At 63.4% G+C, this 14,147-nt stretch carries 12 protein-coding genes; 5 read left to right on the forward strand and 7 right to left on the reverse strand.

Features of this window, described 5'->3' with window-relative positions:
* Positions 1-61: 61 nt before the first annotated feature.
* A complete protein-coding gene (locus tag JQF37_RS22120) occupies positions 62-430 on the reverse strand; it encodes a DUF427 domain-containing protein (RefSeq protein WP_090468789.1) in 369 nt (122 codons plus the stop codon).
* A gap of 259 nt (positions 431-689) precedes the next feature.
* On the opposite strand from JQF37_RS22120, the gene JQF37_RS22125 reads away from it, so the two are divergent.
* Positions 690-2,630: a DNA topoisomerase III gene (locus JQF37_RS22125; RefSeq protein WP_130208738.1), complete on the forward strand. Its 1,941-nt coding sequence runs from the start codon at positions 690-692 to the stop codon at positions 2,628-2,630.
* Positions 2,631-2,710: 80 nt separating this feature from the next.
* On the opposite strand, the gene JQF37_RS22130 is transcribed toward JQF37_RS22125, so the two are convergent.
* Positions 2,711-3,484 carry an IclR family transcriptional regulator C-terminal domain-containing protein gene (locus tag JQF37_RS22130; RefSeq protein WP_130208740.1) on the reverse strand — a complete coding sequence of 258 codons (774 nt, stop codon included), beginning with the start codon at positions 3,482-3,484 and terminating at the stop codon, positions 2,711-2,713.
* A 146-nt stretch (positions 3,485-3,630) separates the two neighbouring features.
* Here JQF37_RS22130 and JQF37_RS22135 point away from each other — a divergent pair, with 146 nt between their 5' ends.
* From JQF37_RS22135 to JQF37_RS22150, 4 genes are read left to right on the forward strand one after another with little or no spacing between them, the layout of a single operon-like run.
* Positions 3,631-4,449 (forward strand): shikimate dehydrogenase, encoded by an 819-nt coding sequence (locus JQF37_RS22135; RefSeq protein ID WP_130208742.1) that lies wholly within the window; start codon positions 3,631-3,633, stop codon positions 4,447-4,449.
* Between the two features lie 33 nt (positions 4,450-4,482).
* Positions 4,483-6,261, forward strand: coding sequence for an FAD-dependent oxidoreductase (locus JQF37_RS22140; RefSeq protein WP_130208744.1), 1,779 nt, complete (start codon positions 4,483-4,485; stop codon positions 6,259-6,261).
* Complete coding sequence (locus tag JQF37_RS22145) at positions 6,230-6,550, forward strand: NIPSNAP family protein (RefSeq protein ID WP_047528121.1); 321 nt, start codon at positions 6,230-6,232, stop codon at positions 6,548-6,550. Before JQF37_RS22140 ends, JQF37_RS22145 begins: the two co-directional genes overlap by 32 nt.
* Positions 6,551-6,609: 59 nt before the next feature.
* A complete protein-coding gene (locus JQF37_RS22150) occupies positions 6,610-8,316 on the forward strand; it encodes an FAD-dependent oxidoreductase (protein WP_130208746.1) in 1,707 nt (568 codons plus the stop codon).
* Positions 8,317-8,502: 186 nt separating this feature from the next.
* Here JQF37_RS22150 and JQF37_RS22155 read toward each other — a convergent pair whose 3' ends face one another.
* The 5 genes from JQF37_RS22155 to JQF37_RS22175 are packed head-to-tail and all read right to left on the reverse strand — an operon-like array spanning position 8,503 to position 14,144.
* Positions 8,503-9,684, reverse strand: coding sequence for an acyl-CoA dehydrogenase (locus JQF37_RS22155; RefSeq protein WP_130208747.1), 1,182 nt, complete (start codon positions 9,682-9,684; stop codon positions 8,503-8,505).
* Between the two features lie 36 nt (positions 9,685-9,720).
* Complete coding sequence (locus tag JQF37_RS22160) at positions 9,721-10,923, reverse strand: 3-oxoadipyl-CoA thiolase (protein ID WP_130208748.1); 1,203 nt, start codon at positions 10,921-10,923, stop codon at positions 9,721-9,723.
* Entirely contained in the window at positions 10,920-12,440 is a 1,521-nt protein-coding gene (locus tag JQF37_RS22165; RefSeq protein WP_130208750.1) for a 3-hydroxyacyl-CoA dehydrogenase, read from the reverse strand. Before JQF37_RS22165 ends, JQF37_RS22160 begins: the two co-directional genes overlap by 4 nt.
* 10 nt (positions 12,441-12,450) lie before the next feature.
* A complete protein-coding gene (locus JQF37_RS22170) occupies positions 12,451-13,395 on the reverse strand; it encodes an FAD-binding protein (RefSeq protein ID WP_130208752.1) in 945 nt (314 codons plus the stop codon).
* Positions 13,395-14,144, reverse strand: coding sequence for an electron transfer flavoprotein subunit beta/FixA family protein (locus JQF37_RS22175; protein ID WP_130208754.1), 750 nt, complete (start codon positions 14,142-14,144; stop codon positions 13,395-13,397). The genes JQF37_RS22170 and JQF37_RS22175 overlap by 1 nt, the downstream gene beginning before the upstream one ends.
* Positions 14,145-14,147: the final 3 nt, after the last annotated feature.

The raw sequence follows: 14,147 nt of genomic DNA on the forward strand, positions 1-14,147 counted from the left end.
GACGACCTTAACCCACTGCAGGAGCGAGCCTGCTCGCTCCTGCAGGCATTGCGAACATCACTCACTCGTCGAGCTCGACCACCTCAAATGTCACCTGGTCCGGATAGAACGCCACATACCCGCGAATCTGCTCCACCGACACCTTGGGATTTTCGTAACTCCAAACCGCATTAGCCCCTTCATGCCCCGGCACCTGCAAACTGAAATAGCTGGCATCGCCCTTGTAAGGGCAATAGCTGGTGTGATCGGTGCGGGCGTAATACTGCTCGTCGATGTCCTCCCGCGGCACGTAATACACCGGCGGATAATTGGCCTCCAGCAGCACCAGGGCGCGCGAAGACGCGGCCACCTGGATACCGTGGAACTTCACCAGCAGACAGCCGGGTTGCTCGGCGATGGTGATGACAGGACTGGGACCGGTGCTTTTCATGGAGTTCGTTCCTCATGACGATGATTGACCCTGTGGAAGCGTGGCTTGCCCGCGACGGGCTGCCCGGCAGCCCCATGACCCGAGACCACGATTTATCAGGTATAACCCAAATTCCGCACTCACGACCGCCTTGCAGCCGAACGGATCAGGCAAACCATTGCAACGCACAAACTGTACATCCATACAGATAAAGATTGCCCCCGCGTCCATCTCCCGCCATTCTGTGCACCTCTCCGGGCACTGATCGACGATGGTGGTTATGCGGCTGTACCTCTGTGAAAAACCTTCCCAGGCCAAAGACATTGCGGCTGTGCTCGGTGCCAGGCGCCGTGGCGATGGCTGCTGGCTGGGAACGGACGTCACGGTGACCTGGTGCATCGGCCATCTGCTGGAAACCGCGCCGCCGGACGCCTACGACGCGCGCTACAAGCGCTGGGTGCTGGCGGACCTGCCGATCATTCCGGACAAATGGAAAATGACCGTCAAACCGCGCACGGCCAGTCAGTACAAGGCCGTCAAACGCCTGCTCGGCGAAGCCGACGAACTGATCATCGCCACCGACGCCGACCGCGAAGGCGAGATGATCGCCCGGGAACTGGTGGAACATTGCCGTTATCGCGGGCCGATCCGCCGCTTATGGCTGTCGGCGCTGGACGACGCCTCGATCCGCAAGGCCCTCGCCGCCCTCAAGCCGGGGGCGGAAACCTTCAGCCTTTACCATTCGGCGCTGGGGCGTTCCCGGGCCGACTGGCTGATCGGCATGAACATGAGTCGGCTGTTCACCCTGCTGGGGCGCCAGTCCGGTTATCAGGGCGTGTTGCCGGTCGGTCGCGTGCAAACGCCGACCTTGCGCCTGGTGGTGGATCGCGACCGCAGCATTGCCAACTTCGTACCGGTCGCCTATTGGGCCATCGATGTCCAGCTGCTGCATGACGGCACCGCGTTCACCGCGCAATGGCGGGCGGCCTCCGAAGTTTGCGACGATCAGGATCGCTGCCTGAATCAGGCGCTGGCCCAACAAGCGGCAGCTGCGATGACCGGTGCAGCGAGCGCCCGGGTGATCAAGCTGCGCACCGAACGCATGCGCGAGGTGGCGCCGCTGCCGTTCGACCTCGGCACCTTGCAGGAAGTCTGTTCGAAGAAGCTCGGGCTTGGCGCCCAGGAAACCCTCGACATCGCCCAGGCGCTCTATGAAACCCATAAAGTCATCACCTACCCGCGCAGTGACTGCGGCTATTTGCCCCTCAGTCAGCACAGCGAGGCGCCGGGTATCCTGGCGGCGCTGCGTCAGGCCGACCCCGCGCTGAACGCCTTGCACGACCACCTTGAGCCCCAGCGGCGTTCACGGGCCTGGAACGATGCCAAGGTCAGCGCGCACCACGGCATCATCCCCACCGCCGCCGCGAAGAACCTCGAAAAACTGGCGGGCAAACAACGCGCGGTCTACACCCTGATCCGCGCACGCTACCTCGCCCAATTCCTGCCCAATCACGAATACGACCGGACCCAGGCCGACTTCGACTGCGCCGGGGAAGCCTTGCGTGCCGTTGGCAAGCAGATCGTCGAACCCGGCTGGAAACGTGCACTGCCCGAAGCGCTTGCTCCGGCCAAGGGCCGTGAAGCACCGGCCCCGCAAACCCTGCCCAACCTCAAGGAAGGCATTGATTGCGCAGTGGCCAACGTGCAGCTCAAGGACCTGTGGACGCAACCACCCAAGCCGTTCACCGAAGGCGATCTGATCAAGGCGATGAAGAACGTGGCCAAACTGGTGGAAGATCCGCTGCTCAAGCAAAAGCTCAAGGACACCACCGGCATCGGCACCGAAGCGACCCGCGCCTCGATCATCCAGGGCCTGCTCGACCGTGGGTACCTGGTCAAGAACGGCAAGGCGCTGGCCGCCACCCCCGCCGCTTTCAGCCTGATCGATGCAGTCCCGCGGGCGATTGCCGATCCGGGCACCACGGCCATCTGGGAACAGGCGCTGGACATGGTGCAGAGCGGCGAAATGAGCCTTGAAGCATTCGTCACCAAACAAGCCGCCTGGATGAGCAAGCAGGTCAGCCGTTGCGCCGGCCTGAGCCTGACCATCAGCGGCCCGGCCAGCCCCGCCGGACGTGGCGCGACACCGTGGAAAAACAAGCGCAAGCCGGCCAAGCGTAAAGCAACGACGGGTAGCAAGCGGACAGCAAAACCGGCGTGACAGCGTCGTTGTTCATGGGGTTTGACGAACACCGGGATCCCGCCGTTGTAAGGGTGTTCACTTGAGCAAGCGGCCTACGCTCAGAGTGTCATGATCGGCCGCAGCAGTGCCTGCCCTTCGTAGAGCGCCGACAGATAACGCTCGCGCATGTCCTCGATGGTCATGCGCGACGCGTGAGTGGTGAGTGTGAGCGTCGCCTGCAACCGCCCTTCCCGATCGATCAGCGGCACGCTCAAAACCCGCATGCCCACTTCATATTCCTGATCCACCAGGACGTAACCACGCTCTGCGGCCAAGGCTATTTCGCTGCGGATCTGCGCTTCGTCGGTCAGGGTGTAAGGCGTGACGGCCCGTGGCGGATTGCGCGCGAAATAGGCGGCAAGCGCCTCTTCGGCAAGGCTCGCCAGCCACAGCCGACCGCTGCCGGTGCAATACATCGGTACCCTCGAACCCGGGCGAATCGACATCGAAGTGATGTGGCTGTAGCGGCTGCGCACCACATGCACAATGTCATCGCCGTCACGCACGCCTACCGACACGTGCTCCTGAGTGGTTCGCGCCACCTGCTCGACGATGGGGCGCAGCATGCGCGGCATTACCGCTGAATCGACATAGGCCTGGCCGATGCGCAAGGTCTTGGCGGTCAGCCAGTAATAGCGGCCGTCGGTTTGCGCAAAGTCGTCATGCACCAGCGTCAGCAGAAAACGCCGGGCGGCGCTCTGGGTCATGTCGGCCATGCGCGCCACTTCCGGCACGCTCAAGCGCGGATGCTCCTGGGAAAACAGCTGCAACAGCGCCAGGCCTTTTTGCAGGCCGACGATCAAATCCCGCGAATGGATGGTGGGCTGTTTCATCGACTCGGACTCTTTATCACGCAAAGACCGCGATTATCGCACTGTCATTGCGATTATCAACGTATTCGCCCCAGGCTTTGATTGTTCGTCTTGTGGCCCGCTTGCAGTATCGGCCCCACAACACAGCCAATAAGCGGGTACATCTCATGATTCAGGGTTCGACTGAATTGGTCGCCATCGTCGGCTCACCGATCGCCCAGGTGAAATCGCCGGAAAACTTCAATCGCTGGTTCGCCGACCACCAGCAAAACGTTGCGATGCTGGCCATCGACCTCGCACCGACCGCCTTGCAGAACTTCATCCAGACCCTGCGCGGCTGGCAAAACATGCGCGGTTGCGTGGTGACCGTCCCTTACAAACAACTGTTGGCCAGCCGCCTGGACAGCCTCAGCGAACGTTCGGCAGCCCTGCGTTCGGTCAATGTCATCCGTCGCGAGGCCGACGGGCGGCTGGTGGGCGATATCGTCGACGGCGAAGGCTTTCTCAATGCTGCGCGCAAACACGCGTTCAATCCCAAGGACAAGCAGGCGCTGGTGATCGGCACGGGCGGCGTCGGCAGCGCGATCGCCTATTCGTTGTGCCAGGCCGGCGTCAGTCACCTGGTCATCAGCGACCTGAGCCAGGAGCGCGTCGAAGTGCTGGGCGAGCTGTTGCGCAGCGCCTTCCCGGAGATTGTGATCAGCGCCAATCCGCTCACCCTGAAGCACTTTGATCTGGTGGTGAACGCTTCACCGGTTGGCATGGGCGCTGCCACCGATGACGGCCCGATGCCATTGCCGAGTGCGCTGATGGAAACCTTGAGCGCCACCGCCCTGGTGGCCGATGTCGTGACTTCGCCGCAAGTCACGCCCTTTCTCGCCTGCGCCCGACGCCTGGGCTGCACGATTCAGACCGGGCCGGAAATGGCCCTGGCGCAACTGGGCAACCTCGGTCATTTCATGGGCGTGACGCCGCTGGACATCTGAACATCCAGCCACGTCCTCAACAGGCAATAGACAATGAACACTACGACTTCCCTGCCCGCTGCCAGCGCCGACCTGACCTATGACGTGATCGTCCTGGGCAGCGGCGCGGCCGGTTTCGCCGCCGCCGTGACGGCCAGTTGCCGAGGCCTCAAGGTCTTGCTGGTGGAAAAGACCGAGGCCTTTGGCGGTACGTCGGCGATTTCCGGTGGCGCGGTCTGGCTGCACGATACCGATCAGGCCCGGGCCGCCGGGCATCACCTGCCCGCCGAGCAAATGCGCCGTTACCTCAAGGAGGTCATCGGCGCCGGCTACAACCCGGAACTGATCGACGCCTTTATCGAACAGGGTCGCGAAGCCCTGCGCTACCTGGAAACCCACAGCGAACTGAGTTACAGCCTGCGGCCGCTGTCGCCCGACTATTACCCCAACCTGCCCGGTGGCACACAAACCGGCCGAGCGCTGGAAATCGACGAATACGACGGGCGCCGGCTGGGCGAGCATTTCAAGCACCTGAAACGGCCACCGGACGGCATGCTGCTGTTCGGCGGCATGATGGTCAATCGTGTCGATATCCAACACTTCCTCAGTTTCAAGCGCTCGGCGAAATCCCTCTGGCACTGCCTCAAACTGATGGGGCGCTACGCCGTCGACCGGCTCAGCCATCCACGCGGCACCCGCCTGACCGTGGGCAACGCCTTGATCGCGCGCCTGGCCAGCACCGCCTTCGCCAATGGCGTCGACCTCTGGCTGCAAGCGTCGGCGGAGTCGTTGATCGTTGAACAGGGAGCGGTCAAGGGCGTGCGAATTGCCTGGCGCGGCGCGACCCGTGCGGTGTGGGCGCGCGGCGGCGTCGTGTTGGCCACGGGTGGTTTTGCCGCTGGCGACCAGGCCGCCGGGCAGCGGCCGGTCACCGACTCGGAGCACTGGACCATGTCACCGCCGGCCAACGTCGGTGACGGACATCGCCTGGCCGCGTCAGTCAACGCGGCGCTCGGCGACCACCTCTCGGCGAACTTCTTCTGGGCGCCGGTCTCGGTGCTGCACAAGGCCGATGGCAGCGTCGAACGCTTTCCGCACCTGGTCACCGACCGCGCCAAGCCGGGCGTGATCGCGGTCAACCGCGCCGGGCAGCGTTTCGTCAATGAGTCCGACTCCTACCACTGTTTCGTCGAAGGCATGTTCGCCAACGGCGGTGCCAATGCGCCCTGCTGGCTGATCTGCGACAGCGACGCCATGAACAACTACGGCATGGGACTGGCCCGTCCACGACCGGTCGACAACGGCGCACTGATTGACGCCGGTTACCTGCTGCGCGCCGACAGCCTTGCCGAACTGGCCCGGATCACCGGCATCGATGCGCCCGCCCTGGAGCAGACCCTGGCGCAATACAACACCGATGCCGAACACGGTGTCGACCGCCAGTTCGGCAAGGGCAGCACGGCCTACAACCGGTACATGGGTGACCCGCTGCACCAGCCCAATCCGTGCCTCAAGCCGTTGCGCAAGGCGCCGTTCTACGCCGTCCGTTTGTTTACCGGCGACCTTGGCTCGGCCCGCGGGCTGGTCACCAACGGCAAGGCCAGGGTGCTGGATCGCAGCGGCGCACCGATTCCCGGCTTGTACGCCGCCGGCAACGAAATGAATTCGATCATGGACGGCACCTACCCCGGCCCCGGCATCACCCTGGGCCCCGGCATCACCTTCGGTTACCTCGCCGCCAGCGACATCGCCGGCCGGCTCGATCAACACCCCGCACCACCATCCCGCACTGGAGAACAGCATGTATTACGAACTGCGCACCTACACGATTAAACCGACCAGGCTCGGCGACTGGCTGTCCCTGTACAAAAGCGCCGCACTGGCCGTCCAGCAAGAGCACTTGGGCAACCTGATCGGTTTCTTCACCACTGAAATCGGCGAAGCCAATCAAGTGGTGCACATCTGGGGCTACACCAGCCTTGACGATCGCATGGCCCGCCGCAACGCCATGGCGGCCGATCCGCGCTGGCAGGCGTTCGCACGGCAGAACAAGGAACTGGACGCCGTGGTGACCCTGGAATCACGACTGCTGCGCCCGACAGACTTTTCCCCCCTCAAGTAAACCCGGTCGCGCCGCTTCGATCTTCGAAGCGGCCCTCATCCTTTCTCGCGGTAATCCCCATGCACATCAGCAATCCCCTGCTTTGTGACGTTCTGGTCATTGGCTCCGGCGCTTCCGGCCTGGCGACGGCGGTGACCGCCGCTGAACTCGGCCTGGACGTCATCGTGGTGGAAAAAGAGCCGCATCTGGGCGGCACCAGCGCCTGGTCCGGCGGCTGGCTGTGGATCCCGCGCAATCCGCTGGCCATCGCCGACGGCATCGTCGAAGACCCTGAACAAGCGCGCATTTATCTGCGTCGGGAACTGCACAACGAAGCGCTCGACGCGCGTGTGGAGATGTTCCTCGAACAAGGGCCAAAGATGGTCGAATTTTTCCAGCGCCATACCGAAGTACAGTTTTTCTCCGGCAGCAAGATGCCGGACTTTCACGCCAGCGAAGGCCACGCCAAAGGGGGGCGCTCGGTCTGCGCACAACCCTTCGACGGTCGTCGCCTCGGGCCATGGATCAACAAGCTGCGGCGCCCGCTCGACCTCATCAGCCTGTATGGAATGGGCATCGCCGGCGGCACCGACCTCAATCATTTCCTCAATGCCCGGCACTCGCCGTCCTCGCTGCTTTACAGCGCCGGACGGGTGTTGCGCCATACCCGCGACCTGCTGCGGCATGGTCGAGGCATGCACCTGGTCAATGGCAATGCCCTGGTCGCCCGCCTGCTCAAAAGCGCAGTGGACCGCCAGGTACGCCTGTTGACTGAAACCCCCGTGCGCACGCTGCTACGCGAGGGCGACCGGGTGGTGGGCGCGCGTGTCGAATCCGCGGGGCAACGGATCGATGTTCGCGCCCGGCGAGGTGTGGTGCTGGCCTGTGGTGGCTTCCCCCACGATCAGCGGCGCATCGCGCAGTTGTTCAAGCACGCGCCCAATGGCACCGAACATTTGAGCGCGGCACCCAAGGGTAATACCGGTGACGGGCTGCGCCTGGGCGAAAGCGTCGGTGGATGCGTTGCAACCGGATTGCCCCATGCCGCTGCCTGGGCCCCGGTGTCCCGGGTGCCACGGGAGGACGGTGGTTTCAGTGGTTTTCCCCACCTGATGGAACGGGCCAAACCCGGTTTCATCGCGGTGCGTCAGGATGGTCGGCGTTTCGTCAACGAGGCCGACTCCTACCACGACTATATGGGCGCGCTGTTCAAAGCCTCAGGTGCGCAAGAAGCCCCGGTGTCCTGGCTGATCTGCGATCACCGCGCCCAGCGCCGCTATGGGCTGGGCTGGTCAAAACCCTTTCCGTTTCCGACAGCGCCCCATGTGCGCGGCGGCTACCTGTTCAAAGCCGCGACCTTGAGTGAACTGGCACGCCAATGCGGTATCGACGCGCAACAACTCGAAGCCACCGTCAGTGCCTTCAATCAGGGTGCAGAGCAAGGTCGAGATCCGCTGTTTCAGCGTGGAGAGTCCCTGTACAACAAAGCGCAGGGGGAAGCACTGCACGAGCCGAACCCGTCCCTGGGCAGCCTGCGCGAAGGGCCTTTCTATGCCGTGAAACTGGTCCCCGGCAGCCTCGGCACCTTCGCCGGCCTGAACACCGACGCCTGCGCCCGCGCCCTCGACGAACACGGCACGCCGATCCCGGGGCTGTTTGCCGTGGGCAATGACATGAACAGCATCATGAACGGGTACTACCCAAGCGGCGGCATCACCCTCGGGCCGGGCATGACGTTTGGGTACATCGCAGGAAAAACACTGGCCGGTCAGCCGGCGCAGGCATAAGGCACCTTCGGCTTGTCGAGGCGGATATGCGACGCTTCTACAAGCCGGGCACACACCAAAACGAAGGCAACATCATGCGCTTTCTGTCGCCCACTACCCCTGAGAGATCACCCAAGGCAGTACCGCTTCAGACTGGCCGGGCAAACGCCCGGCAAACAAACCCAAGGGATGCTTTTCAGGCAACCATCAGAAAAACGCCTGGATACCGGTCTGCGCACGGCCGAGGATCAGCGCATGCACATCGTGGGTGCCTTCGTAGGTATTGACCACTTCCAGATTGACCAGATGACGGGCCACGCCAAATTCGTCACTGATGCCGTTACCGCCCAACATATCCCGCGCCAGGCGCGCGATCTCCAGCGACTTGCCACAGCTGTTGCGCTTCATGATCGAAGTGATTTCAACCGCGGCAGTGCCTTCGTCCTTCATCCGTCCCAGGCGCAGGCAACCCTGCAAGGCCAGGGTTATTTCGGTCTGCATGTCCGCCAGCTTTTTCTGGATCAACTGGTTGGCAGCCAACGGGCGACCAAACTGGTTGCGATCCAGCACGTACTGGCGCGCAGTGTGCCAACAGTCCTCAGCCGCACCCAGCGCGCCCCAGGCGATCCCGTAGCGTGCCGAGTTCAGGCAGGTGAACGGGCCGCGCAGACCGCGCACTTCAGGGAAAGCGTTCTCTTCAGGGCAGAACACGTTATCCATGACGATTTCGCCGGTGATCGATGCACGCAGCCCGACCTTGCCATGGATCGCCGGCGCGCTCAGGCCCTGCCAGCCTTTCTCCAGGACGAAGCCGCGAATCTGCCCTTCATCGTCTTTGGCCCAGACTACGAAGACATCGGCGATGGGGCTGTTGGTGATCCACATCTTGTTCCCGGTGAGACGGTAGCCGCCTTCGACTTTTCTCGCCCGGGTAATCATCGAGCCCGGGTCGGAGCCATGGTTCGGCTCAGTCAGGCCGAAGCAACCGATGTAATGACCGCTGGCCAGCTTCGGCAGGTACTTCTGTTTGGTGGCTTCGTTACCGAACTCATTGATCGGCACCATGACCAGCGAGGACTGCACGCTCATCATGGAACGGTAGCCAGAGTCCACGCGCTCGACTTCCCGAGCGATCAGGCCATAGCACACAGCGTTCAGACCGCTGCCGCCGTAGGCTTGCGCAAGGGTGGCACCGAGCAGGCCAGTCTCGCCCATCTCGCGAAAGATTGCCGGGTCGGTCTGCTCATGACGAAAAGCCTCCAGCACCCGTGGCGCCAGCTTGTCGGCGGCGAACTGCCGGGCACTGTCGCGCACCATGCGCTCTTCTTCGGTGAGTTGCTGATCCAGCAGCAGCGGGTCGATCCAGTTGAAGCTTGCCTTGTTGGCCATGGGTGATTTCTCCGGGTTCATTATGGTGGTGCTTGGTCAGTCGAGGCGTTCGATCACGCACGCAATGCCCTGGCCCAGACCAATGCACAGACTGACCAGGGCGTAGCGCCCGCTGCTGCGTTCCAGTTGTCGCACCGCGCTATAGGCCAGGCGGGCGCCGGAAGCACCGAGCGGGTGGCCAATGGCAATGGCACCGCCGTTGGGGTTCAGGCGCGAATCATCGAAGGCGACGTCAAGTTGCCGGGCACAGCCGAGCACTTGCGCGGCAAACGCCTCATTGATTTCGATCAGGTCCATGTCGGCCAGGCTCAAACCTGCGCGCTGCAAGGCCTTGGTGCAGGCCGGCACCGGGCCAAGGCCCATCAATCGTGGTTCGACCCCCGCCACGGCTCCGGCCAAAATGCGCGCACGAGGCCTCAGACCAGCCTTCTCACCCATGGCCCGCGAGCCAATCAGTAGCGCGACCGCGCCATCATTGATGCCCGAGGCGTTGCCTGCGGTGACAACGCCGTCGTCAAACAGCGGTTGCAGGCCCGACAGCGCCTCGAAGTTGCTTTGTGGACGCGGATGCTCGTCACGGTCGACGATCTTCGGCGGCTGTTTGCGCCCTGACGGCACTTCGATCGGCAGGATTTCACCGGCCTGGAAACCCTCCCGCACCGCCGCGTCGAACAGCGCCTGGCTGCGTGCGGCATAGCGGTCGGCTTGTTCGCGAGTAATGCCCAGTTCATGAGCGACGTTGTCCGCTGTCTGCGGCATCGAGTCGGCACCGAACCCGGACTCGACCTTCGGGTTGGGAAAGCGCGGGCCGAGGGTGCTGTCGTACACTTGAAAGTCACGGGACCAGGCGCTTTGCGCCTTGGCCACCACGAACGGCGCCCGACTCATGCTCTCCACGCCGCCAGCAATAAACAGCTCGCCTTCGCCGCAGCGCACGGCGCGGGCAGCATCCAGTACAGCCGCCAGGCCAGAGCCGCAGAGACGATTGACGGTCAAACCGCCAACGGCCGTCGGCAAGCCGGACAGCAGCGCAACATGGCGCGCCAGGTTGCGCCCGTCCTCACCTGCCTGGCTGCTGCAGCCGGCGATCAAGTCTTCATAGTCGCGCACCTCAAACGGGTTACGCGCCACCAGGGCGCGCACCACACAGGCCAGCAGGTCATCGGGACGCACACCGGCCAACGCGCCACCGTGGCGACCGAAGGGTGAACGCAAACCATCGTAGATATAAGCCATCATGCCGGGTCCTCGGGGGTGGTCAGGGGCAGGCCGAGCTGGACCCGGCGGCGTAGCCAGGGGCTGGCCCGATAGCGCGGTTCCTGATACAGCTCATGCAGTTGGTGCAGGATCTGCCGGATCTGCAACGCCCCGTAATGGTCACCAAACGCCAACGGACCATGGGGGTAACCGAGGGCCAACTGCACCGCACGGTCCAGGGTGGCGGGCTCGGCGATGCGTCGCTGGGCGATCTCGCATCCCAGGTTGACGATCCCGGCGAGCACACGCTGGGCGATAAAGCCTGGCGAGTCATTGATGACTTCCACCGGCACGCCGTCGGCGCCCAGGGCCTGGCACGCCTGAGCCAGAACCTGCGCGTCGAGCGCCGGTTGACGCATCAGTACGCGACGCGTGTCGAAGCCGACGAAGGTTTCCAGCGCCAGGCTGCGTCGCGACGGCAGGCGCTTGCGGGTGATCACGCTGCTGGCATCCTCGCCCAGCGGCGTCACCAGGCAGATGGCGCTCGCACTGGGATGATCGCCCTGCTCCAGCACAACGCCGGCAACGGACAGTACTGCAGCTATCCGCTCGCGCATGGCCGAGTCGTCGCAGTCCAGCCAGAATGGCTGGGTGATGGCCACCTGCGACGGCACCTGCTGCGCTTCCTCGACCACGCTACCGTCCTGATAGCGATAGAAGCCCTGCCCTGTCTTGCGCCCCAGCAGGCCGCTGGCCAGGCGAGGTGGCACCAGTGCCGATGGGGTGTAGCGCGGGTCCTGATAAAACTGCGCGTGTATCGACTCCATCACCGCATGGGAAATGTCGAGGCCAACCAGGTCAAACAGCTCGAACGGCCCCATACGAAAGCCGAGGCTGTCCTTGAGAATGCGATCGATCTGCGCCGGGGTGGCGATCCCCTCGTCCAGGATGCGCAAAGCCTCCGGACCGAAGGCCCGCCCCGCATGATTGACCAGGAAGCCCGGAGAGTCGGGGGTCGTCGCGGCAAAGTGACCGGCGAGCCCGGCCAACGCCGCCAGGCGCTGAACCACCTGCGGGTCGGTCAGTTCACCACGCACCACTTCGACGATTTTCATCAGTGGCACCGGGTTGAAAAAGTGAAACCCGGCCACCCGCTCGGGATGTCGGCAGGCACTGGCAATCAGGCTCACCGACAAGGATGAAGTGTTGGTCGCCAGTACCGCGTCGGCCCTGACCACTTGCTCCAGCGCACGGAACAACCCCTGCTTGGCCTCAAGGTTTTCAACGATCGCCTCGATCAATAAATCACAATCGGCAAGGGCTTCAAGGTGAGTGGCCGCGCCCATGCAAGCCAGTGCGCTGGCCAGTGCTTCACTGCTCAACTTGCCCTTGGCGGCGGCACGCTCAAGCAACGCCCGATTGGCTTGCAGCGCCTCCTGCGTCGCCTCACTGCGACTGTCATACAGCAACACCGGAATGCCTGCGGTGGCGAACAACTGGGCGATCCCCCGGCCCATCGCGCCGCTGCCGATCACACCGATCTGTTTGAACGTATTCACAAGCACCTCCTCAAATCGCCCGTTCCAGTTCCGGCACGACGTCGAACAGATCCGCCACCAGGCCGTAGTCGGCGACCTGGAAGATCGGTGCCTCTTCGTCCTTGTTGATCGCCACGATGACCCTGGAATCCTTCATGCCGGCCAGATGCTGGATCGCGCCCGAGATGCCCACCGCGATGTACAACTGCGGCGCGACGATCTTGCCGGTCTGCCCGACTTGCATGTCGTTGGGTACGAAACCTGCGTCGACCGCGGCACGCGATGCACCCACGCCCGCGCCGAGCTTGTCGGCCAGCGCATAGAGGTGTTTGAAGTTGTCACCGTTCTGCATGCCACGGCCACCCGACACGATAATCTTCGCGGCGGTCAGCTCCGGGCGATCGGACTTGGCCAATTGTTCACTGACGAAGACCGACTGACCGCTGTCGGTGACCAGGGCGAGCGCTTCGATGACGGCGTTGCCCCCTTCGGCGACAGCGGCATCGAATCCGGTGCCGCGCACCGTGATCACCTTCACGCTGGCAGAGGACTGCACCGTCGCGATGGCGTTGCCCGCATAGATCGGGCGCTTGAAGGTATCGGCGCTTTCGACCGCGATGATCTCGGAGATCTGGTCGACGTCCAGTGCGGCGGCAACGCGCGGCAGGATATTTTTGCCATTGGACGTGGCGGCAGCCAGGATGTGGCTGTAGCTGTCAGCCCCGGCTTCTTGAACAAGCGCGACGATCAACGGCGCAACGTTTTCCGGCAACTGGTGAGCGTAGACAGCGTTGTCGGCCAGCAGCACTTTCGTCACGCCTGCCACCTTCGCCGCCGCCTCTGCCGCGGCGCCTGCGCCCTGACCGGCGACCAGCACATGAATATCGCCGCCGATCTGCTGCGCAGCCGTCACGGTGTTGAGGGTGGCAGCCGCCAGTGCTGTGTTGGTGTGTTCAGCGATAACCAGGATAGCCATTAGATTACCTTCGCCTCGTTCTTCAGTTTTTCGACCAGTTCGGCCACCGACTTGACCTTGATCCCGGCGCTACGCGCGGCCGGTGCCTGGACTTTCAAGGTGTGCATGGTGCTAGCGCAGCTGACGCCCAGGGCGTTCGGCGTGAGCACCTCCAGCGGCTTCTTCTTGGCTTTCATGATGTTGGGTAGCGACGCGTAGCGCGGCTCGTTCAACCGCAGGTCGGTGGTGACGATGGCTGGCAGTTTCAGGGAAACGGTCTGCGCGCCGCCGTCGATTTCACGGGTCACCGCGACGCTGTCGCCGCTGATTTCGACGTTGGACGCGAACGTACCCTGACCGTAACCGCTCAACGCAGCGAGCATCTGGCCCGTCTGATTGTTGTCGCTGTCGATGGCCTGTTTGCCAAGGATCACCAGCTGAGGCTGTTCCTTGTCGACCACCGCTTTCAACAGTTTGGCAACGGCCAGGGAAGTCAGATCCTCGTCGGATTCGACCAGGATGGCGCGGTCGGCACCCAGCGCCAGCGCGGTGCGCAGTTGCTCCTGTGCCGCACTGCTGCCGATGCTGACGACCACCACCTCGTTGGCAACACCTTGTTCTTTGAGGCGCACGGCTTCTTCCACGGCGATTTCGCAGAAGGGGTTCATCGCCATCTTGACGTTGGCAAGGTCAACGCCGGAGTGGTCCGCCTTCACGCGAACCTTGACGTTGAAATCAACCACACGCTTTACCGCAACCAGTACTTTCATAGT

This window comes from Pseudomonas sp. MIL9, assembly GCF_016887925.1.
In the GTDB taxonomy this organism is placed as follows: Bacteria; Pseudomonadota; Gammaproteobacteria; order Pseudomonadales; family Pseudomonadaceae; genus Aquipseudomonas; species Aquipseudomonas mohnii.

Bases quoted from the DNA above. Each gene is read 5' to 3' on its own strand.
- JQF37_RS22120 (WP_090468789.1), bottom strand. From the start codon at position 430: ATGAAAAGCACCGGTCCCAGTCCTGTCATCACCATCGCCGAGCAACCC.
- JQF37_RS22125 (WP_130208738.1), top strand. From the start codon at position 690: ATGCGGCTGTACCTCTGTGAAAAACCTTCCCAGGCCAAAGACATTGCG.
- JQF37_RS22130 (WP_130208740.1), bottom strand. From the start codon at position 3,484: ATGAAACAGCCCACCATCCATTCGCGGGATTTGATCGTCGGCCTGCAA.
- JQF37_RS22135 (WP_130208742.1), top strand. From the start codon at position 3,631: ATGATTCAGGGTTCGACTGAATTGGTCGCCATCGTCGGCTCACCGATC.
- JQF37_RS22140 (WP_130208744.1), top strand. From the start codon at position 4,483: ATGAACACTACGACTTCCCTGCCCGCTGCCAGCGCCGACCTGACCTAT.
- JQF37_RS22145 (WP_047528121.1), top strand. From the start codon at position 6,230: ATGTATTACGAACTGCGCACCTACACGATTAAACCGACCAGGCTCGGC.
- JQF37_RS22150 (WP_130208746.1), top strand. From the start codon at position 6,610: ATGCACATCAGCAATCCCCTGCTTTGTGACGTTCTGGTCATTGGCTCC.
- JQF37_RS22155 (WP_130208747.1), bottom strand. From the start codon at position 9,684: ATGGCCAACAAGGCAAGCTTCAACTGGATCGACCCGCTGCTGCTGGAT.
- JQF37_RS22160 (WP_130208748.1), bottom strand. From the start codon at position 10,923: ATGATGGCTTATATCTACGATGGTTTGCGTTCACCCTTCGGTCGCCAC.
- JQF37_RS22170 (WP_130208752.1), bottom strand. From the start codon at position 13,395: ATGGCTATCCTGGTTATCGCTGAACACACCAACACAGCACTGGCGGCT.
- JQF37_RS22175 (WP_130208754.1), bottom strand. From the start codon at position 14,144: ATGAAAGTACTGGTTGCGGTAAAGCGTGTGGTTGATTTCAACGTCAAG.